This is a genomic window from Streptomyces sp. DH10, assembly GCF_029813805.1.
GTDB classification, from domain to species: Bacteria; Actinomycetota; Actinomycetes; order Streptomycetales; family Streptomycetaceae; genus Streptomyces; species Streptomyces coeruleofuscus.
On the sequence record NZ_JARVKU010000007.1, the window covers coordinates 249,649 to 269,251 of the forward strand.

16 protein-coding genes are annotated in these 19,603 nt (G+C 74.0%); 7 read left to right on the forward strand and 9 right to left on the reverse strand.

Features of this window, described 5'->3' with window-relative positions; all coding sequences use genetic code 11:
- Positions 1 to 195: 195 nt before the first annotated feature.
- Genes QC385_RS17575 through QC385_RS17585 form a run of 3 tightly spaced genes read right to left on the reverse strand, consistent with a single transcriptional unit; the run spans position 196 to position 7,233 of the window.
- Positions 196 to 1,164 (reverse strand): ABC transporter ATP-binding protein, encoded by a 969-nt coding sequence (locus QC385_RS17575; protein WP_279542271.1) that lies wholly within the window; start codon positions 1,162 to 1,164, stop codon positions 196 to 198.
- A complete protein-coding gene (locus QC385_RS17580) occupies positions 1,161 to 3,896 on the reverse strand; it encodes an ABC transporter permease (protein ID WP_279542272.1) in 2,736 nt (911 codons plus the stop codon). Before QC385_RS17580 ends, QC385_RS17575 begins: the two co-directional genes overlap by 4 nt.
- A 1-nt stretch (position 3,897) precedes the next feature.
- Positions 3,898 to 7,233, reverse strand: coding sequence for an FtsX-like permease family protein (locus QC385_RS17585; protein WP_279542273.1), 3,336 nt, complete (start codon positions 7,231 to 7,233; stop codon positions 3,898 to 3,900).
- A gap of 137 nt (positions 7,234 to 7,370) precedes the next feature.
- On the opposite strand from QC385_RS17585, the gene QC385_RS17590 reads away from it, so the two are divergent.
- From QC385_RS17590 to qcrB, 3 genes are all read left to right on the forward strand, one after another.
- On the forward strand, positions 7,371 to 8,102 hold the full coding sequence (locus QC385_RS17590) for an ABC transporter ATP-binding protein (RefSeq protein ID WP_279542274.1): 732 nt from the start codon (positions 7,371 to 7,373) through the stop codon (positions 8,100 to 8,102).
- Positions 8,103 to 8,114: 12 nt separating this feature from the next.
- The gene (locus tag QC385_RS17595) at positions 8,115 to 8,849 is read left to right on the forward strand and encodes a vWA domain-containing protein (protein ID WP_279542275.1); all 735 of its coding nucleotides are present in this window, start codon (positions 8,115 to 8,117) and stop codon (positions 8,847 to 8,849) included.
- A gap of 218 nt (positions 8,850 to 9,067) precedes the next feature.
- Positions 9,068 to 10,702: a cytochrome bc1 complex cytochrome b subunit gene (gene qcrB, locus QC385_RS17600; protein WP_279542357.1), complete on the forward strand. Its 1,635-nt coding sequence runs from the start codon at positions 9,068 to 9,070 to the stop codon at positions 10,700 to 10,702.
- Here qcrB and QC385_RS17605 read toward each other — a convergent pair.
- On the reverse strand, positions 10,674 to 11,639 hold the full coding sequence (locus tag QC385_RS17605; RefSeq protein ID WP_279542276.1) for an acyl-CoA/acyl-ACP dehydrogenase: 966 nt from the start codon (positions 11,637 to 11,639) through the stop codon (positions 10,674 to 10,676). The genes qcrB and QC385_RS17605 overlap by 29 nt on opposite strands.
- On the reverse strand, positions 11,639 to 12,778 hold the full coding sequence (locus QC385_RS17610; protein ID WP_279542277.1) for an acyl-CoA dehydrogenase family protein: 1,140 nt from the start codon (positions 12,776 to 12,778) through the stop codon (positions 11,639 to 11,641). The genes QC385_RS17605 and QC385_RS17610 overlap by 1 nt, the downstream gene beginning before the upstream one ends.
- A 47-nt stretch (positions 12,779 to 12,825) precedes the next feature.
- Between QC385_RS17610 and QC385_RS17615 the strand changes: the two genes are divergently transcribed.
- From QC385_RS17615 to QC385_RS17625, 3 genes are read left to right on the forward strand one after another with little or no spacing between them, the layout of a single operon-like run.
- A complete protein-coding gene (locus QC385_RS17615; protein WP_279542278.1) occupies positions 12,826 to 13,611 on the forward strand; it encodes an SDR family oxidoreductase in 786 nt (261 codons plus the stop codon).
- Between the two features lie 42 nt (positions 13,612 to 13,653).
- Positions 13,654 to 14,265 (forward strand): TetR/AcrR family transcriptional regulator, encoded by a 612-nt coding sequence (locus QC385_RS17620; protein ID WP_279542279.1) that lies wholly within the window; start codon positions 13,654 to 13,656, stop codon positions 14,263 to 14,265.
- 23 nt (positions 14,266 to 14,288) lie between these two features.
- Positions 14,289 to 15,446 (forward strand): acetyl-CoA C-acetyltransferase, encoded by a 1,158-nt coding sequence (locus QC385_RS17625; protein ID WP_279542280.1) that lies wholly within the window; start codon positions 14,289 to 14,291, stop codon positions 15,444 to 15,446.
- Here QC385_RS17625 and QC385_RS17630 read toward each other — a convergent pair.
- Genes QC385_RS17630 through QC385_RS17645 form a run of 4 tightly spaced genes read right to left on the reverse strand, consistent with a single transcriptional unit; the run spans position 15,430 to position 18,775 of the window.
- On the reverse strand, positions 15,430 to 16,479 hold the full coding sequence (locus tag QC385_RS17630; protein WP_279542358.1) for an NAD(P)H-dependent flavin oxidoreductase: 1,050 nt from the start codon (positions 16,477 to 16,479) through the stop codon (positions 15,430 to 15,432). The genes QC385_RS17625 and QC385_RS17630 overlap by 17 nt on opposite strands.
- Positions 16,479 to 17,198 carry a CoA-transferase subunit beta gene (locus QC385_RS17635; protein WP_279542281.1) on the reverse strand — a complete coding sequence of 240 codons (720 nt, stop codon included), beginning with the start codon at positions 17,196 to 17,198 and terminating at the stop codon, positions 16,479 to 16,481. The genes QC385_RS17630 and QC385_RS17635 overlap by 1 nt, the downstream gene beginning before the upstream one ends.
- The gene (locus QC385_RS17640) at positions 17,195 to 18,031 is read right to left on the reverse strand and encodes a CoA transferase subunit A (protein WP_279542283.1); all 837 of its coding nucleotides are present in this window, start codon (positions 18,029 to 18,031) and stop codon (positions 17,195 to 17,197) included. The genes QC385_RS17635 and QC385_RS17640 overlap by 4 nt, the downstream gene beginning before the upstream one ends.
- Positions 18,032 to 18,775, reverse strand: a complete 744-nt coding sequence (locus tag QC385_RS17645; RefSeq protein WP_279542284.1) for an enoyl-CoA hydratase family protein — start codon at positions 18,773 to 18,775, stop codon at positions 18,032 to 18,034.
- A gap of 54 nt (positions 18,776 to 18,829) precedes the next feature.
- Here QC385_RS17645 and QC385_RS17650 point away from each other — a divergent pair, with 54 nt between their 5' ends.
- The gene (locus tag QC385_RS17650; RefSeq protein ID WP_279542285.1) at positions 18,830 to 19,600 is read left to right on the forward strand and encodes an SDR family oxidoreductase; all 771 of its coding nucleotides are present in this window, start codon (positions 18,830 to 18,832) and stop codon (positions 19,598 to 19,600) included.
- Positions 19,601 to 19,603: the final 3 nt, after the last annotated feature.

Here is a 19,603-nt window from a genome sequence, read left to right on the forward strand (position 1 = left end):
GCACCAGCGGCCCGGCGCACACTCCCCGCCCGCACCGGCGCGCGGCGCCGGTCCAGGGGCGCGTAAGCGTACGCCAGCGTGCGCGCGCGTCCATCGGCGGGCCGCCGGGCGCATACGCCCGGCATCGACGGACGCCGAACCGTACGACCGGCTGGTGGGCGAGTTCCCGAGGGGCTCGTGGCCGCCCGGGCGTCCTCAGCCGGTCCCGCTCCCGTTCTCGTCCGGCCACACCTGGACGTGGTCCTCCTCCAGCTCCAGCAGCACCCGGTCCCGCATGCCCAGGGCCGTCGTGTACTCGGCCGGCAGCTGGAGGCGGCCCGCGCGGTCGAGCATCGCGTACTCCCGGGCCACCAGGGACTCCTGGCCCGCCTCGTCGACCTCCGTGCGGCGCAGCACCTCCGTCGAGGTGCGGCCGTCGCGGATCGCGACCGTGCGGCGGACCTCGCCGGCGACCGCCTGGTCGTGCGTGACGATGACGACCGTCGTGCCCAGTTCCTCGTTGGCCCGGCGGAACGCCGCGAAGACCTGCTGCCCGGTCGCCGAGTCCAGCTCGCCGGTCGGCTCGTCGGCGAGCAGCACGGCGGGGGCGTTGGCCAAGGCGACGGCGATCGCGACGCGCTGCTGCTGGCCCCCGGACAACTGCTGCGGACGCCGGTCCCGGCAGTCGGCGACGCCGAGCATGGCCAGCAGGTCGTCCGCCCGTCCGGCCCGCTTGCGGCGCGAGCCGCCCGCCAGCTGCATGGGCAGGACGACGTTCTGCGCCGCCGTCAGATACGGCAGCAGATTGCGTGCCGTCTGCTGCCAGACAAAGCCGACCACCTCGCGCCGGTAACGCAACCGCGCCTTCGCGTCCATCGCCAGCAGATCACGGCCCGCGACCTTCGCCGTGCCCGCGGTCGGGACGTCCAGGCCGGCGAGGATGTTCATCAGCGTCGACTTGCCGCTGCCGGACGCCCCCACCAGGGCCATCAACTCGCCCTCCCGCACCAGCAGATCGAGCCCCTGGAGCGCCTGCACCTCCACGGCGTCCCGGCCACCGCGCTTGGCGAAGATCCGCACCAGCCGGTCGCAGGCGATCAGGGCGTCGTGCCCGTAGGCGGGCCGGTCGCGGTGCCGCGCCGCCCGCCGCTCCAGTTCCGCGAGCGACTCCGTCGTACCGCTCATCGCATGTCTCCTGCCCTGAGGTGAGTGATCGGTGTCCGGCGCCCCGCCCACCAGGCCTGCGCGACGGCCACCGCCCCGGTCAGCAGCACCGCGCCCGCGGCGGGCAGGGCCAGCGACCACAGGTCGGCCCGCAGCACGGCACCCCGCGGCGCCGTGACGCCCGACGCGCCGGCCAGAGCGAGCCGGTCCAGGTCGATGCCGGGGGCGAGCAGTCGTACCGCGGCCCAGCCGACGGCCATGCCACCGCCGGCCGCGAGCAGCGCCAGGGGCAGCGCCTCCAGGCCGAGCAGCCGGCGCCCCTGGCGGGTCGTCAGGCCCAGGGTGCGCAGCCGGGCCAGCAGCGCGGCCCGTTCCGGCGCGGACCGCAGCAGGCCGAGCACCAGGGCGAGCACGGCGTAGCCCGCGCCCCCGAGGACGGTCCAGAGGTAGATCCGTTCGGCGCCCGCCTGCAACGGCGAGTCGGACAGTGCCGCGCGTACCTCGCCGCGCGGTGTCACGGAGAGGTTCGAACCGGCGCCGCGCACGGCCGCCCGCAGCGCCTTCGCGTCGAGCCCGGCACCCGAGGCCAGCAGGGTCGTGGGGCCTCCGGAGCCCTTCAGACCCGCCGCGTCGACCAGCAGGAACTCGCCCTCGGGGACGGCCGGGGTGCGGGGGCGCACGGCGGTGATCCGCACCGTGACGGGTCCGCCGTCCGTCACGATCCGGCGCGGCGCCCGCCCGAGCCGCTCGGCGACCTCGGGGGAGGCGACGGCGTCCAGCACCCCGCCCCCGGCCCCCAGCCGGTCGGCCGTGAACCCCCCGAGATCCATCTGCCGAGCCAACTCCGCGTAGCTGCTCGGCTCGACGCCGACCACGGTCAGTGACTGCGTCTCGTCGGACGCGCGCTCCGAGGTGAACTGGAATCCCACGGCCGTGACCTGCCGTACGCCCGCCACCTCCCGTACCGTCCGCGCCAGCCCCGCAGGGAGCGGTTTCGCGTCGGTCGTCTCGATCCGCGCGTCCGCGCCCGTCTCCAGCAGCGCGGCCCGGTCCCGGGCGTCCGCCACGCCCGCCAGCACCGACCCCCCGAACGCGGCCGTCGTCAGGGCCGTCAGCAGGGCGAGCAGCGGCAGCGTGGCGACCGCCGCCGGTGAGCGGCCCGCGCGGGCCAGCGACAGGAACCCGACCACGCCGCGCAGCCGCCCGGCCGGGCCGGCGGCCCACCGCAGGGGCAGCGGGTACAGCCGTACGAGGACCAGCGCGGCGACCAGAGCGACGAGCACCGGGGCGGCGCTCACCAGCAGATCGCCCGCCCCGTCCGTACCACGGCGGCGCAGCGTCACCACCGAGCCGACGGCCAGCACCAGCAGGGTCAGTTCGGCGACCGTGCGGCGGCCGCCGGGCCTGGCCTCGGCGAGGTCGTCGCGCTCCTGGTGCGCCCGCGGCCTGCGATGCGCCACGACCGCGCGCACCGGCAACGCGGCACAGGCCAGCAGCGCCACGGCGCCCGCCCCGAACACGGCGGGCAGCGGCCGGGCCTCGTCCACGACGAGCACCGCGAGCAGCAGACCGCAGGCGGCCGCGGGCACCGCGGGTACCGCGGTCTCGGCCAGCAGCCGCCCGGCGATGCCGCCCAGGGAGCCGCCCCGGGCCCGCAGCAGGAGGAGTTCGGCGTCACGGCGGGCGGCTGCCACACCGGCGCTCATGACCAGTACGACGACGGCGATCGCGGCGATCCCGAAGGCCGCGACGGCGACCACGGGCGTGATCGCGTCACGGGTCTGGGCGTAGGAGCCGACGACCTGCTCCAGGCCGGTGGACAGCCGCGCCGTCGGACCGGCGGCCCCGCGCATGCGCACCAACGCGGGTCCGTCCTCGAGGGACGCGACCGCCTCGACGAGCGCCGTCGTGTCCCCTGCGGTGAGCCGCCCGGTCGCCGGCGCGAACCGCCAGTACTGCTCCGACTCGCCCTGACCGCCGAGCAGCGCGGGTGCGGCCTCGGGCGCCAGCAGGACGCCCGCCTCCCAGTAGTACCGCGGTGGACGGACACTGGTGGAGGCCAGGCCAGGGGTGCGCAGGACCGGTTCCGCGGACCAGTAACTCCGCTGCGGATGCCGGGGTTCGAGGACCCCGGTGATCCGTACGGTCAGCGGTCCGTCCAGGAAACCGGCCAGGGTGAGTGTGGAACCTGCCCGCAGACGCAGCGCGCGGGCGGTCTCGGTGGTCACCGCGCCCTCCACCACCCTGGTGCCCACGGTCACCGGGGTGCGGGCGGTGGGCAACCGGCCCTCCCGCACGGTGGCGTGGCCGGCCGCTCCCGACTGCGCGAGCAGCGTGAACCTGGGCGGTAGCCCGTTGGGCCGGGGCAGCGACGCGTCCAGTGCCTCCAGGCTCTTCCCGGTCCGCACCCCGTAGGCCGACTCGGCCCGGTCCGCCCGCAGCGGCGCGGGCAGCAGCGCCCGCGCCCGGCCGTCGACCGCCGCGAGCGCCTCCGGCCGCACCACGTCCGCCCGGGCCGCGTCGGGCCGTTCGAGACCGGGAGGCGGAGCCTTCAGCTCCAGCACGGTGGACTCGGGGGAGGCGGTGGCGAGGGCCTCGCGCAGCCCGTCCGTCTCGTACGCCTCGACGGCCCGGGGCAGGACGGCCGCGAGGAACGCCGTGACCAGCACCAGCACACCGAAGGCGACGGCGGACACGGGCGCGGTGCGCAGCCGGGTCCGCACCCAGGGCGCGCCCTGTGCGTTGGGCGGCATCTCAGTCCTCCCCCTGATGGCGGAGCGCGGCCACCGGCTCGGCCCGGCGCAGCGCCGCCGCGGCGGTGATCAGCAGGAGCGGGGCGGCCACCCCCGCGAGGAGCAGGGCCACCCGGGACACCGGGAGTTCGACGAGGACGGCCGGGACCGGCCGTGCGGCATCGGAGGTCAGCACGATCAGCGGGACGACGGCCCGGGTCAGGACGGTGCCGAGACCGAGCCCGGCGAGCAGGCCGGCGCCGATGAGCAGGCTCTGCTCCGTCGCGACGAGCCGGGCGAGGTCCCGGCGGGGCGCGCCCAGGGCGCGCAGCACCGCGAACTCCGCGGACCGCTCCCGCCGCGCACCGGCGGCGCTCACCGCGAAACCCCCGGCGGCGAGGGCCGCGGCGGCCACGGCCACCGCCGTCAGCGCCAAGCGCGGCCCGGCGCCGAGCGGATCCCGCAGCAACTCGGCCGCGGTCTCGTCCCGCACCAGCACCTGCTGCGGTTCGAGGTCGGGGCGCGCCCGCAGCGCGGCGGCGACCTCGGCGGCCTTGCTGGGGGCTGCGCTCACCCACCACTCGGTGGGGGTGAGCGGCGCGCTGCCCCGCCGCGCCAGCACGGCGTCGACGGCCCGCAGATCGAGCAGCAGCGCCCCGCCGGCCATGGTCTCTCCGTCCAGGCCGGTGGCGGTGGTCGGCAGCTCCTCGACGGACCGTACGATCCGCACCCGCAGCTGCTCCCCGGACAGCGGTACGTCGATGGTGTCGCCGGGCCCGGCCCCCGCCGCCCGCAGGAAGTCCCGGGTGGCGACGGCCAAGAGGCTCCGCGGCGCCTCGGCTCCGGCGGTGTCGACGCGGACGGTGTAGACCGGTGCTGCGCTGAAGCTCTCCTCGGCGCCGGTGCCGGTGTCGTACGGCACGGTCAGCGGCGCGGCCCCCGACACGGCGGGCTTCACGGCCGTACGGGCGACGACCGCGCCGTTCTCCGTCACGGTCCGGCCGCCCTGCCAGCGCGTTGTGGAGGGCACCGGGACCGTCCGCGCGGAGCCGTCGCGACCGGTGGCGAGCAGCCGTTCGACGGTGAACCGGTGTTGTTCGGCGCGGTCGGCGGGAGAGGCGTCGTCGAGCTGGAGTCCGGTCAGCCGCAGCGGTCCGGCCGGGGCGGCGCGGCGGCCCGTCGCCGTTCTGTCGAGGTCGAGGGTGACCCGGTGGACGCGGCCGTCCACCGGGATTTTCCCGGCGCCCAGCCGGTAGGTGATGCCGTACCGGTCCTCCACGACCACCGTGAGCAGGGGCGCGCGGCCGGAGGGAGAGCGTCCGGTCCGGGTCCGCACGTCGGTGATCCGCGCGTCGAGGGCCAGCCGCCGGGTGTCGCCGGGAAGCCGCACCGCCCGGTGTCCGTCCCGCGCGGGCGGTGCCAGTGCCCGCAGCACCTTCGCCGGGGGCTCGTCGGCGAGATCGCCGCGCATCAGCATCCCGTCACCGGCGCGGGACGTGTCCAGCGCGAGGACCGTCGCGTCACGGTCGCCGGACAGGCCCAGGACGGCGCGGTGCGCGGGGGCGGCGTCCCGGGCCCCGGGCAGCGCGGCGTAGAGGCCGGTCTGCCCGGGGCCGCCCGGCCTGGGGTCGAGGACCCGTAGGGAGGCACCCGTCCTGAAGTCGGCCTGGTCGTCCTGCGACCGGTCCCAGGACGCGCCGTGCCCGATCGCCAGCATTCCGGTCGTCACGGCGATGACCAGCAGCAGCACCGGACCCGCTCCGCGCAGCGGGCGCCGGCTGAACTGCCACCCCGCCAGCGCCGCCGGCAGCCCGCGCCCGCTCGCGGACCGCCGCTCCGCGAGGCGGGCCGCGAACGGCAGCAGACGCAGGGTCAGGACCGTGCCCGCCAGCAGCGCCAGCGCGGGTGCCCCGACCAGCAGCGGATCGATGCCCAGCTCCCCGGCCCGGTCCCGGCTGAGCACCCCGCCGCCGGTCGTTTCCGTCTGCCGGTCGAGCTGCCAGTACGCCACGCCCGCGATCAGCAGCAGCCCGACATCGGCTCCGGCGCGCACGGGCGCGGCGGCCGTGACGGCCCGGACGCGCCGCAGCCGTACCGGCGTGCCCGCCGTCGCCGCCAGCGCGGGCGCCACGACCGCCACCGCGCAGGCCGCCGCCACGCCGCCCGCGACCAGCCAGACCCCGCCCGCCGGGACGGCGTCGAGCCGCAGCCCGATCCCGTCGAGCGAGGACCACCTGCCCAGCAGCCGGGCCAGCGGTCCGGACAGCAGCGCGGCACAGATCGCGGCCGGCACCGCCAGCAGCAGCGCCTCGAGGGCGGCGAGTCCGGCGATCCGGCCGCGCGATCCGCCCCTGGCCCGCAGCAACTCGTTCTCGCCCGCCCGCTCGGTGTCCAGCAGCCGGGCCACCAGCAGCAGGGCGTACCCGGCGAGCAGCACCAGCTGCACGGAGACGACCATCAGGGTGGACCGGGACACCAGCAGGGCCCGCCCGGTCCGGTCGAGCACCTCGGGCAGCCCGGTGCGCACGTCCGCGGCACCGCCGAGTGCCGGGTCCTCGCGCAGCGCCCCGGACGCGCGTACGGCCGCCGCGCGGAGCGCCCCGATGCCGTCGGTGGTGAAGGTCCGGTAGTCGGCCGTCGCCACCCAGCCGGTGCTGTCCCTGGAGGTGCGGCCGGAGGCGAGCACCGACGCGTCGGCCAGCAGCGGCCCGTAGGTGGTGAAGGCGACGGTGCGCACGCCCTGCCCGCCGAGGGCGTCCGCCTGCCAGTAGGGATCGGAGCTGTCGGCCGCCCGGTACACACCGGTCATCCGTACGCGGAGGGGCTCGCCGCCCAGCCGGTCCGTGAGCGTGAGGCGGGCCCCGGGCCGCAGCTTCAGCCGGTCGGCGGCCGCCTCGGGCAGGGCGACCGGTACGGCGGCGGTGCGGGTCGCCGGTGCCCGGCCCGGCAGCGTGCCCGAGACCAGCCTGATCCGGGACCGGTCGAGGGCGGCGACGTGCGTGAGGTCGGGCTCTCCGGCGCGGGCGTCGGCGTCCTGGAGGGAACGGGGCAACGCGTACGGCCCCGACCGCTCCAGCGTCCGCACGGTCACCGGCAGCCCGCCGAACGCCTCCCGCGCCCCGCGTTCCACGGCCCGCCGCGCCGCGTCGCGCCGTTCCCGGGGCACGTCCGCCTCGACGACGAGGGAGGCGGAGGCCGCGGCCCGGCCGCCCAGGGTGCCGCGCAGCGCCGCGTCCCCGACGGAGCCGGAGAAGGCGGCCAGGGCGGCGAGCACCGAGGTGGTCAGCAGGACGGCGAGCAGGGCGGCCGTGAGGAGCAGCCGATGCGCGCGCAGGCGCAGCAGCAGTAAGCCGGTCACTCTTCCCCCACCGATGGCCGAACCTCTGTTCCCCCAACCCGGTATGCATATCACGGAGTTACCTGTGTGACGCATGTGTTCGAGTGCGAGGTGTTCCGCTCTTGACCGCCCGGACCGGTTCCGTATGGGATGCGGTGATGACCGACAACACCAGCCCGGGGTCCGCTGCGGCCCTCGCCGACGACCCGGCCGGCGAGCCGATGCTGAGGGTGGAGGACCTGCACCACTCCTACGGCACGGGTGCCGCGACCGTGCACGCGCTGCGCGGGGCCTCCTTCGCCGTCCGGCGCGGTGAACTGGTCGCCCTCAAAGGCCGTTCGGGCTCCGGCAAGACGACGCTGCTCCACATGATCGGCGGCCTCGACTCCCCGCAGCGCGGCCGTGTCGTCGTGGACGGCACGGACCTGTCGGCGCTTACCGGGAGCGAGCTGCTGGAACTGCGCCGCGACCGGATCGGCTTCGTCTTCCAGTCCTTCGGGCTCATCCCCATCCTCACCGCCGCAGAGAACGTGGGCGTGCCGCTGCGGCTGCGCCGGGCCGAGCCGCGCGAACGCGAGGAGCGGGTGGCGCTGCTCCTGGCCCTGGTGGGCCTCGCCGGCCACGAGACCCAGCGGCCCGCCGAGCTTTCCGGCGGACAGCAGCAGCGGGTCGCCATCGCCCGGGCCCTGGCCAACCGCCCGGCCCTGCTGCTCGCCGACGAGCCGACGGGCCAGCTCGACGCCGCCACCGGCCTGGCGGTGATGGAGCTGCTGCGGGCCGTGGTCCGCAGCGAGGGCGTCACCGCCCTCGTCGCCACCCACGACCCCCAACTCCTCGGCCTGGCCGACAGGGTGCTGGAACTGAGCGACGGAGTGGTCGTCGAGGAGTGAGAGGGTGGGGCCATGGTCGCGATCAGTCTGAGCAAGGTCCAGGAGACCGCTCCCGCGCTGGTGAACCTCTACAAGAGCGCCGGGGTGTCCCTCACGAAGCACGGCCTGGACGGGCTGCGGGCCGCGGTCTACCTCGTGGTCGACTACTCCGGCTCGATGAAGCCGTACTACAAGGACGGCAGCGTGCAGGCGCTCGCCGACCGGGTGCTCGGGCTGTCGGCGCATCTCGACGACGACGGCACCGTGCCGGTGGTGTTCTTCTCCACGGACGTCGACGCCGAGACCGAGATCGCCCTGGCCGGCCACCAGGGGCGGATCGACCGGATCGTGGCCGGGCTCGGGCACATGGGGAAGACCAGCTACCACCTGGCCATGGACGCCGTCATCGACCACTACCTCGACAGCGGGACGACCGAGCCGGCCCTGGTGGTCTTCCAGACCGACGGCGGGCCCATCAACAAGCTCGCCGCGGAGCGGTACCTGTGCAAGGCGGCGAGGCTGCCGCTGTTCTGGCAGTTCATCGGCTTCGGCGACCCGGACAGCAAGCAGTTCGACTTCCTGCGCAAGCTGGACGAGCTGCCCGTGCCGGGCAAGCGGGTCGTCGACAACGCCGGGTTCTTCCACGCGGGTGAGGAGCCGCGGAAGGTGCCGGACGGCGAGTTGTACGACCGGCTGGTGGGCGAGTTCCCGAAGTGGCTGGTGGCCGCCAGGGCCCAGGGGATCGTGCGGGATCCCGGCAGCCGCTGAGCCGTCTGCTCGCCCCCTCGGCCCAACCGGACCGCCTCTTGGCCTATCCGCCCATACGCCCCATTTGCACGGCCGCGCTGCCGTGCCACGCTGGGAAGGATCCGACGGGGAGGCGACGACGTATGGGCGACGACGGCGCACGACGGGTGCACGACGACGGCGGACGGCGGGTGCACGACGACGGCGGACGGCGGGTGCACGACGACGGCGGACGACAGATGTACGGGACGGCTTCCGCCCGCAGGAGGCCGCCCGCCGGCAAGGGCGAGCAGCTCGCCGACTGGGCGGACGGGCGGCTCGGCCTCTACGCGCTGGCCAAGGCCAACATGCGCAAGGTCTTCCCGGACCACTGGTCCTTCATGCTGGGCGAGGTCACCCTCTACAGCTTCATCGTCCTGATCATCACCGGCGTCTACCTCACCCTGTTCTTCGAGCCGAGCATGCAGGAGGTCGTCTACCAGGGGTCCTACACGGAGCTCAACGGCGTGCTCATGTCCAGGGCGTTCGAGTCCACCCTGGACATCAGCTTCGACGTGCGCGGCGGGCTGCTGATGCGGCAGGTCCACCACTGGGCGGCCCTGGTCTTCATCACCGGCATGATGGTGCACATGATGCGGGTGTTCTTCACGGGCGCCTTCCGCAAGCCGCGCGAGCTCAACTGGGTGTTCGGCTGGACCCTGCTGATGCTCGGCATCATCACCGGCCTGACCGGCTACTCCCTCCCGGACGACCTGCTGTCCGGCACCGGCCTGCGCTTCGCGCACGGCGCGATCCTGTCGATCCCGATCGTCGGGACGTACGTGGCGTTCTTCCTCTTCGGCGGGGAGTTCCCGGGCGACGACATCATCTCGCGCCTCTTCCCGGTCCATGTGCTGCTGCTGCCCGGGATCATGCTGGGCCTGGTGACCGTCCATCTGATCCTGGTCTTCTACCACAAGCACACCCAGTTCCCGGGGCCCGGACGCAAGGAGCGGTCGGTCGTCGGGATGCCCTTCCTGCCGGTCTACATGGCCAAGGCGGGCGGCTTCTTCTTCCTCGTCTTCGGTGTCCTGACCGTCATGGGCGCGATCGCCCAGATCAACCCCGTGTGGGCTTTCGGCCCCTACCGCGCCGACCTGGTCACCACGGGCGCCCAGCCCGACTGGTACCTCGGGTTCTCGGAGGGGCTGATCCGGGTGATGCCGGGATGGGAGATCAACCTGTGGGGACACACGCTGGTGCTCGGCGTCTTCATCCCGTTCGCGCTCTTCCCGCTGGTCATGCTCGCCATCGGCGTCTACCCCTTCATCGAGGCGTGGATCACCGGCGACAAACGCGAGCACCACATCCTGGACCGGCCGCGCAACGCGCCCGTGCGCACCGGCCTGGGCGTGGCCTGGCTGACCCTGTACGCGGTGCTGCTGATCGGCGGCGGCAACGACATCGTGGCCACGCATCTGCATCTGTCCATCAACGTGATCACCTGGTTCGTGCGGATCGGCGCCTTCGTGCTGCCGGTCGTCGCCTTCATCGTCACGAAGAAGATCTGCATGGGCCTCCAGCGCCGCGACCGCGCCAAGGTGCTGCACGGCAGGGAGACCGGCACCATCAAACGGCTCCCGAACGGCGAGTACATCGAGGTGCACGAACCCCTCTCGCGGGCGGAGCTGTACACCCTCACCCAGCACGAGCAGCGCCCGCCGTACGCGATGGGGCCCGTGGTCGACGCGGGGGGCGTGCGCCGCAAGGTCAGGAGGTCCGAGCGGCTGCGTGCGCGGCTCGCGAAGGCGATGTTCGGGCCGGACGCGCGGATCGAGAAGCCGACCGTGGAGGAGTACCGGGAGATCACCAGCGGCGATCACCAGCCGCACTGACGACCAGGGCCCGGCACTCGTGAGGATCGCCCCAGGCGGTGCGCAGGGCCCGGGCCTTGGTCAGCCACAGCGACAGGCCGTACTCCGCCGTGTAACCGATCGCGCCGTGCAGTTGCAGCGCGGTGCGGGCGGTGGTGTACGCCGCCTCGCACGCGGCGGCCTTGGCGGCGGCGGCATCGGCCGGACGCATGGTCAGAGCGGCACCGAAGACCAGCGGGCGCGCGAACTCCAGGGCGATCTTCGCGTCGGCCAGCCGGTGCTTGACCGCCTGGAACGACCCGACGGGGACGCCGAACTGGGTGCGTTGCCCGACGTGTCCGACGGTTGTGTCGAGGAGTGCGAGGCCCACCCCGAGGGCTTGGGCGGCCGTGGCGAGACGGGCCCAGGTGAGGGCCTGTCCGGTAGGGGCGTCGAGGAGTTCGCCGCCGGGGGCCAGGGGGGTGAGGCGACGGGCGGGGTCCAGGGAGGGGCGGACGGGGCCGTGGCCGGGGGAGAGACGGATGCCGTCGGGCTCCCATGAGAGCCGGAGGGCGGCCGCGTCGCCGTCCAGGGCGTACGACCCCTCGGGCGCCACCGTCGCCATCGTCCCGCCCGACGCCAGCGCCGGCAGCGACCGCTTGGCGATGCCCGGGTCCGCACCGCTGAGGAGCACCGCCGCCGTGACCGTCTCGACCAGCGGGCCCGGTACCGCGTGGCGGCCCAGCTCGACGAAGGCGACGGCCAGTTCGACCGGACGCGGCCCCAGTCCGCCTTCGTACGTCTCCGGAACCGCCAGCGCGAACACGCCCGCTTTGGCGACGCGGGACCACAGCGCACGCCCGCTCGCATGGTCGCCCCGGCTCCAGTCCCGCACCACCGCCGGGGTGTCCGCCGCCGTCAGCAGGGCGTCCAGCGAGGCGGCGAAGGCGCGCTGCCCGTCGTCGAGGAGGAAACGCATCAGCGGCGTCCCTTCGGCAGGCCGAGCAGGCGCTCGGCGATGATGTCGCGCTGGATCTCGTTCGTGCCCGCGTAGATCGGGCCGGCGAGCGCGAAGACGTACCGCTCCGCCCAGTCGGTGTCCGCCGGCTCGCCCTCCGGGCCGAGGAGGTCGAGGGCCGTCTCGTGCAGCGCGATGTCCAGTTCGGACCAGAAGACCTTGTTCAGGCTCGACTCCGGGCCGACGGTTCCGCCGTCCAGGAAACGGGAGGCCGCCGCGTACGTGAAGAGCTGGTAGGCGCGGGCGCCGATCAGCGCGTCGGCCACCCGGTCCCGCTCGGACACCGGGCTGCCCCGCTCCCGCCACAGCTCCTCCAGCCTGTGCGCGGCCGCGAGGAAACGGCCGGGGGAGCGGAGCATCAGCCCGCGTTCATTACCGGCCGTCGCCATCGCTATCCGCCAGCCCTGGCCGGGTTCGCCGATCACGTCCTCGTCCGGCACGAAGACCTCGTCCAGGAACAGCTCCGCGAACGCCGGCTTGCCGTCGAGGCGGGCGATCGGGCGGACCGTGACGCCGGGTGCGCGCAGGCCGAACATGAGGTACGTCAGGCCCTGGTGGGGCTTCGCGGTGTCCGGGTCGCTGCGGAACAGGCCGAACGCGCGGTCGGCGAACGCGGCACGCGAGGACCACGTCTTCTGGCCGCTCAGGAGCCAGCCGCCGTCCGTGCGCACGGCCCTCGCCCGCAGGGACGCCAGGTCCGAACCGGCCTCGGGCTCCGACCAGGCCTGCGCCCAGATCACCTCCCCGCAGGCCATCGGGGGCAGCACCCGCGCCCGCTGCTCCTCGGTGCCGTGCGCGAAGAGGGTCGGGGCGAGCAGCTGGATGCCGTTCTGCCCGACGCGCCCCGGGGCGCCCGCCGCCCAGTACTCCTCCTCGAAGAGCAGCCACCGCAGGAGCCCCGCGTCCCGTCCGCCGTACCGCGACGGCCAGTCGACCACCGACCAGCGGTCCGCGGCCAGCTCCGCCTCCCAGGCGCGGTGGGCTTCGAAGCCCTCCGCCGTCTCCAGAGAGGGCAGGGGCTCGCGCGGCACACGCGCGCGCAGCCACTGACGCACCTCGGTGCGGAACTCCTCGTCGGCCGGCGAGAACACGAGATCCACGACCGCCCTCCTTCCCTAACAAGTGTTTGGTAGGTTAGCGTGAGCCCATGACAGACGTCGAGAGTCCGTCGTACGTGCCCGGGCACGGCGTGCTGGAGGGCCGGACCGCCGTCATCACCGCCGCGGCCGGCGCGGGGATCGGCGGGGCCACCGCGCGCCGCTTCCTGGAGGAGGGCGCGCGCGTCCTGATCAGCGACGCCCACGTACGGCGGCTCAAGGAGCACGAGGCGGAGCTGGCCGGGGAGTTCGGCGAGGGGGCGGTCGCCGCGGCGCCCTGCGACGTCACCGACGACACGCAGGTGCGGGCCCTCTTCGACACGGCCGTACGGGAACACGGACGCCTCGACGTCGTCGTCAACAACGCCGGTCTCGGCGGCACCGCGGACCTCGTCGACATGACCGACGAACAGTGGTCCCGCGTCCTGGACGTGACACTGAACGGCACGTTCCGGTGCGTGCGGGCCGCGCTCCGGCATATGCGGGGCAGCGGCGGGGTGATCGTCAACAACGCCTCCGTCGTCGGCTGGCGCGCCCAGGCCGGGCAGGCCCACTACGCCGCCGCGAAGGCCGGCGTGATGGCACTGACCCGGTGCGCGGCTCTCGAGGCGGCCGCGTACGGGGTGCGGGTCAACGCCGTCGCGCCCAGCCTCGCCATGCACCCGCACCTGGTGAAGGTGACCACGCCCGAGCTGCTCGCCGAGCTGACCTCACGCGAGGCCTTCGGGCGGTACGCCGAGCCCTGGGAGGTGGCCAACGTGATCGTGTTCCTGGCCTCCGGCTATTCCTCGTACATGACCGGGGAAGTGGTCTCCGTCAGCAGCGGGCACCCCTAGGACGACAATGGACCAGTGCCTCCTACGAAGAAGAAGCCCCAGGTGACCGCCACAGAGCCCGCCGCGGCCGCCGCCGCTCGCGACCGCCGCGGCGAACTCCTCGGCACCGCCGCCGAGGTCTTCGCCGAGCAGGGCTACAACGCCACCACCGTCCGCAAGATCGCGGACCACGCGGGGATGCTCGCGGGCAGCCTCTACTACCACTTCGACTCCAAGGAGTCGATGCTGGAGGAGATCCTGCGCACCTTCCTCGACGAGCTCTGGGACGGCTACGACGCCGTGCTGGGTGCCGGACTCGGCCCGCGCGAGACGCTTCAGGCCCTGGTCACCGAGTCGTTCCGGGAGATCGACCGGCATCGCGCGGCCGTCGCGATCTACCAGAAGGAGAGCAAGCAGCTGGTGGCGCAGGAGCGGTTCGCGTTCCTCGCCGAGTCGCAGCGCAGATTCGAGAAGGCGTGGCTGTCCACGCTGGAGCGCGGCGTCGCCGAGCGGGCCTTCCGGGTCGACCTCGACGTCCGGCTCACCTACCGGTTCGTGCGGGACACGGTGTGGGTGGCCGCGTCCTGGTACCGGCCGGGCGGCCAGCACAGCCCGGACGAGATCGCCCGGCAGTACCTGTCGATGGTGCTGGACGGGATCGCCGTACGCGAATAGCCCTTTGATCTGAGGGAGTTGCCATGGCCGAGGCCTACATCGTCGAAGCGGTCCGCACGCCCGTCGGGCGGCGCGGGGGAGGGCTGGGCGCGGCCCATCCGGCCGACCTCGGCGCGCATGTGATGAAGGAGCTGATGAGCCGCTCCGGCGTGGATCCGGCCGCCGTGGAGGACGTCGTCCTCGGCTGTCTGGACGCGGTGGGGCCGCAGGCCGGTGACATCGCGCGGACCTGCTGGCTGGCGGCCGGGCTGCCCGAGGAGGTGCCGGGCGTGACCGTCGACCGGCAGTGCGGTTCCTCGCAGCAGGCCGTGCACTTCGCCGCGCAGGCCGTGCTGTCCGGCACCCAGGACCTGGTGGTCGCCGGCGGCGTGCAGAACATGTCGATGATCCCGATCGCCTTCGCCACCCGGCAGGCCGCCGAGCCGCTCGGGCTGACCCAGGGCCCGTTCGCGGGCAGCGCGGGCTGGCGGGCGCGGTACGGGGACAAGCCCGTCAACCAGTTCGCGGGCGCCGAGATGATCGCCGCGAAGTGGGGGATCAGCAGGCAGGACCAGGAGGAGTTCGCCCTGCGGTCCCATCAGCGGGCGGTGCGGGCGATCGACGAGGGCCGCTTCGACCGCGAGACCGTGCCGTACGGGGACGTCTCCGCCGACGAGGGCCCGCGCCGGGACACCTCCCTGGAGAAGATGGCCGGGCTCAAGCCGGTCATCGACGGCGGCACGATCACCGCCGCGTGTTCCTCGCAGGTCTCCGACGGGGCGGCGGCGATGCTGCTGGCCTCCGAGCGGGCGGTGCGCGAACACGGGCTCACGCCTCGCGCGCGCGTGCACCACCTCTCGGTGCGCGGTGAGGACCCGATCCGCATGCTCACCGCACCGATCCCGGCCACCGCCCACGCCCTGAAGAAGACCGGCATGAACATCGGCGACATCGACCTCGTCGAGATCAACGAGGCCTTCGCCCCGGTCGTCCTGGCCTGGCTGAAGGAGACGGGCGCGGACCCGGAGAAGGTCAACGTCAACGGCGGTGCCATCGCGCTGGGTCATCCGCTCGGCGCGACCGGCGTGAAGCTGATGACGACCCTGCTGCACGAACTGGAGCGCACCGGAGGCCGGTTCGGCCTCCAGACCATGTGCGAGGGCGGCGGACAGGCCAATGTGACGATCATCGAGAGGCTGTGAGACGCCGAAGGGTGTCCTCGGCCTCCTCCATGATCCGCTCCACCAGCTCCGCGCACGACGGCAGGTCGTCGATCACCCCGGCGACCTGCCCGGACGCCATCACGCCCAGGTCCGTACGGCCGTCCACCATGGACGCCTTGAGCAGCATCGGCGTGTTCGCGGCGAGCAGGACCTGGCTCCAGGTCAGGTCCTTGCCGTGCCTGAGGGCGAGGCCGTCCTGGAGCATCCCGCGCCAGCTCGTGCCGGACAGCTTCCGGTAGCCCGCCGCCCTGCGGACCGCCCGGAGGGCACCCCTCACCCTGCCGGAGCGCTCCAGGGACTCGACCAGTTCCGTGCGCAGCATGCGATGCGGCAGCCCGTCCACCGCCCTGGTGACCGTCACATCCCGCACCGTCGCCGCCAGGTACCGCGCCTTCACCGCCTCCGGCACGGTCGAGTCCGAGGTGAGCAGGAACCGCGTCCCCATCGCCACGCCCGCCGCCCCGTAGGCCAGCGCCGCGATCAGCCCACGCCCGTCGAAGAACCCGCCCGCCGCCACAACCGGTATGTCCACGGCGTCCACCACCTGCGGCAGCAGCACCGTCGTAGCCACCTCGCCGGTGTGCCCGCCGCCCTCGGTGCCCTGCACGAGCACCGCGTCCGCGCCCCAGCCGGCGACCTTCTCGGCGTGCCGCCGCGCCCCCACGGTCGGCATGACGACCACCCCGGCCTCCTTGAGCTCACCGATCAGCTCCCGGGACGGGGCCAGGGCGAAGGAGGCGACCCGGACGCCCTCCTCGATCAGGATCCGCACACGGTCGCCGGCGTCCGCCGCGTCGGCGCGCAGGTTCACCCCGAACGGCGCGTCGGTACGGGACCGCACCTCCCGCACGGCAGCGCGCAGCTGGTCGAGCGTCATCGTCGCCGAGGCCAGGATGCCGAGAGCGCCCGCGTTCGCCGTGGCGGAGACCAGGCGCGGGCCCGCCACCCAGCCCATCCCGGTCTGCACGACCGGATGACGGACCCCGGTCAGCCGGGTCAGCGCCGTCTCCATCACGAAGAGACCTCCCTGGTGCGGGTGCCGGCCGGGTCGAGGACCTCGCGGATCAGCCGGAGCTCCTCGGCGGTCGGCTCGCGGGTCGGCGGCACCTCGTCCGGGACGGCGAGCTCGAAGCCCGTCGCCTCCCTGACCTGCTCCATCGTGACACCCGGGTGCAGCGAGGCCGGCCGCATCGAGTGGTCGGGGGTGGCGAAGTCGAAGACACCCAGGTCGGAGACGACCCGCGGGATGCGGTGGTGACGCGCGCCGGCCGCGTGGTCGTAGCCGACGCCGCAGACCATGTCGACCCGCTCGACGAACACCCGCCGGGAGTGCCTCGGGATCCAGTAACTGGTCGGATTGTTGAGGGTGTTGACCGGCGCGCCACGCACCCCGAGCAGCTGCCGCCTCGGCCGCTCCCAGTCGCCGATGCACGAGATGTTCTGGTTGCCGAACCGGTCGATCTGACTCGCGCCCATCATCACGTGCCGCCGCCCGCCCGTGACCAGGGCCAGATGCTGCCGGTACGGCAGCCAGCCCTCCGTCGTCCCGTCCGGGCGGACCAGCAGCGCCTCGCCGTCGGTCAGCAGCAGGTCCGGCGCGAAGGTGAGCCGGGCGAGCCGGGCGCCGATGGAGGGGATCAGCCCCATGGGGCTCGCGAGAACCTCGCCGTCGCCCCGCCAGGCATCGGCGCACGCGATCACGCAGTACTCGGCGCGGGTGGCCCCCGTCATGTCCCCTCCCCGACGGCCGACCGGTACGCCCGCTCGTCCCCGGCGAGGAACCGGGCCGCGAACTGGGGCCAGGGCGTCGTCGCGTACATCTTCTGGAAGGCCTCGTCCCTGCCGTAGTCGGGCGCGCAGGACGTGAAGTGCGCCCCGCCCGGGGCCTCCACGACGCCGGTCACCGTGTGCCGCTTGACCAGCAAAGTCTGGGGCGGTGCCGCCTTCGTCAGCTCGGCCGTGTCGACGATCCGCTCGCAGCTGACGTACGCCGTGTCCGCCGCCTCGCAGAACAGGTCGTCGAAGTAGGGGTCCGGGCCCAGGTACTGCCCGTTGCCCAGCCGGTCGGCGCGGTTCACGTGCACCAGGGCCGCGTCGAGCCGCAGGGCGGGCATCGCCACGAACGTCTCCCCCTCCTCGTACGGTGACGTGACCGTCCGCAGACCGGGGTTGACCCGCATCACGTCCGAGCCGATCCCGGCCCGCACCGGCAGGAACGGCAGCCGGTTCGCCGCCGCGTGCAGACCCCACATGAACATCGCCTCGTCGATCTCCGTCAGCGCGAAGGCGCCACGCTCGCGGGCCGCGCGGTAGTGCGGCTCCAGGGGGATCGAGTCGAGGGTGACGAACGCCGTGACCAGTCTCCGGATCCGCCCGGCGGCGGCCAGCATGCCCACGTCCGGGCCGCCGTACGAGACGACGGTGAGATCGGTGACCTCCGACCTGAGCAGCGCTCTCACCAGGGCCATCGGCTTGCGGCGCGAGCCCCAGCCGCCGATGCCGAGGGTCATGCCGCTGGACAGGCGGGACACGGCCTCGTCGGCCGTCATCGTCTTGTCGCTCATCTACGCGCCCTCCTTCCCGAAGCCGGCGCGCACCCGGTCGGCCACCCCGCTCAGCCCCGCCTCGAAGGTGAAGCCCTGCTCGAAGCGGTAGCTGCGGCGCACGTCGACCGGATCGATGCCGTTGATGGCGGCCTTGGCCAGGCGCAGCAGCTGCCCGTCCTTCGCGGCGATCTCGCGGGCCAGGATCAGTGCGGCGGCGTGCAGTTCCCCGCGCGGCACGACCCGCCACACCGAGCCGTGCGCGTGCAACTCGGCCGCGGTCGCCGTGCGCGAGGTGTAGTACAGGGCGCGCATCAGATGCTGCGGGACCAGCCGGGCCAGATGGGTGGCCGCGCCCAGTGCGCCCCGGTCCAGCTCGGGCAGCCCGAAGACGGCGTCCTCGCTCGCCACGATCACGTCCGCGTTGCCCACCAGCCCGATACCGCCGCCCAGGCAGAAACCGTGCACCGCCGCCACGACCGGCACCGCGCATTCGTACACCGCGGCGAAGGCCTCCGCGCAGGCGTGGTTGGCCCCGATCAGCGCACTGTTCCCGTCCTTCTGTATCTCCTTGATGTCCACGCCCGCGTTGAACCCGCGCCCCTCGGCCGTCAGCACCACGCACCGGACCTCCGGGTCGCGCCCGGCCGCGCGCACCGCGTCGGCCAGGGCGAACCAGCCGGCCACCGGCAGGGCGTTCACCGGCGGGAAGCCGACCGTGACGACGGCTACGCCCTTTTCCACGCACGAGGTGGAGACACCCATGGCCGCATCAGCTACCTTTCCACCAAACGTTTGTTAGGTGGAAGGTAGCAGCGAATGGAGCTGGACGGGAAGGTCGCGGTCGTCACGGGCGGGACCCGGGGCGTCGGTGCCGGCATCGCGCGTGCCTTCGTACGGGCGGGCGCCGAGGTCGTGGTCTGCGCCCGCCGCCCGCCGGAAGTCCCGCTCCCTGGAACGGAGTTCGCGCCGCTGGACGTCCGCGACGGCGAGGCCGTCCGGCGCCTGTGCGGCGAGCTGCCCCGGCTCGACGTCCTCGTCAACAACGCGGGCGGCGGCCCCCACCGCCCGCTCACCCACGCCGGAGCCGACCGGCACGCGCGCGTGGTGGAGCTCAACCTGCTGGCTCCGCTGACCGTGTCCCTCGCCGCGTACGAGCACCTCCGGCGGACCAGGGGCTCGATCGTCATGATCGGCAGCGTCAGCGGAAGCCGCCCCTCACCGGGCACCGCCGCCTACGGGGCCGCCAAGGCGGGCCTGGAGAACCTCGCCCGCTCGATGGCCGTGGAGTGGGCGCCCGACATCCGGGTCAACACCCTCGTCGTCGGCATGGTCCGCACCGAACTGTCCCACCTCCACTACGGCGACCAGGACGGCGTCGCCGCCGTCGCCCGCACCGTCCCGCTCGGCCGTCTCGCCGAGCCGTCCGACGTCGGCCGGGCCGCGGTCTTCCTCGCCTCGGACGCGGCCGCCTACATCAGCGGGGCGAGCCTGCTCGTCCACGGGGGCGGGGAGCGCCCCGCGTTCCTGGACGCGTCGACGGCGAACGCTCCCGGACGCCTCGACGGCGAACAAGAAGACCTGACATGAGGC

Bases quoted from the DNA above. Each gene is read 5' to 3' on its own strand.
- QC385_RS17575 (WP_279542271.1), bottom strand. From the start codon at position 1,164: ATGAGCGGTACGACGGAGTCGCTCGCGGAACTGGAGCGGCGGGCGGCG.
- QC385_RS17580 (WP_279542272.1), bottom strand. From the start codon at position 3,896: ATGCCGCCCAACGCACAGGGCGCGCCCTGGGTGCGGACCCGGCTGCGC.
- QC385_RS17590 (WP_279542274.1), top strand. From the start codon at position 7,371: ATGACCGACAACACCAGCCCGGGGTCCGCTGCGGCCCTCGCCGACGAC.
- QC385_RS17595 (WP_279542275.1), top strand. From the start codon at position 8,115: ATGGTCGCGATCAGTCTGAGCAAGGTCCAGGAGACCGCTCCCGCGCTG.
- qcrB (WP_279542357.1), top strand. From the start codon at position 9,068: ATGTACGGGACGGCTTCCGCCCGCAGGAGGCCGCCCGCCGGCAAGGGC.
- QC385_RS17605 (WP_279542276.1), bottom strand. From the start codon at position 11,639: ATGCGTTTCCTCCTCGACGACGGGCAGCGCGCCTTCGCCGCCTCGCTG.
- QC385_RS17615 (WP_279542278.1), top strand. From the start codon at position 12,826: ATGACAGACGTCGAGAGTCCGTCGTACGTGCCCGGGCACGGCGTGCTG.
- QC385_RS17625 (WP_279542280.1), top strand. From the start codon at position 14,289: ATGGCCGAGGCCTACATCGTCGAAGCGGTCCGCACGCCCGTCGGGCGG.
- QC385_RS17630 (WP_279542358.1), bottom strand. From the start codon at position 16,479: ATGGAGACGGCGCTGACCCGGCTGACCGGGGTCCGTCATCCGGTCGTG.
- QC385_RS17635 (WP_279542281.1), bottom strand. From the start codon at position 17,198: ATGACGGGGGCCACCCGCGCCGAGTACTGCGTGATCGCGTGCGCCGAT.
- QC385_RS17640 (WP_279542283.1), bottom strand. From the start codon at position 18,031: ATGAGCGACAAGACGATGACGGCCGACGAGGCCGTGTCCCGCCTGTCC.
- QC385_RS17645 (WP_279542284.1), bottom strand. From the start codon at position 18,775: ATGGGTGTCTCCACCTCGTGCGTGGAAAAGGGCGTAGCCGTCGTCACG.
- QC385_RS17650 (WP_279542285.1), top strand. From the start codon at position 18,830: ATGGAGCTGGACGGGAAGGTCGCGGTCGTCACGGGCGGGACCCGGGGC.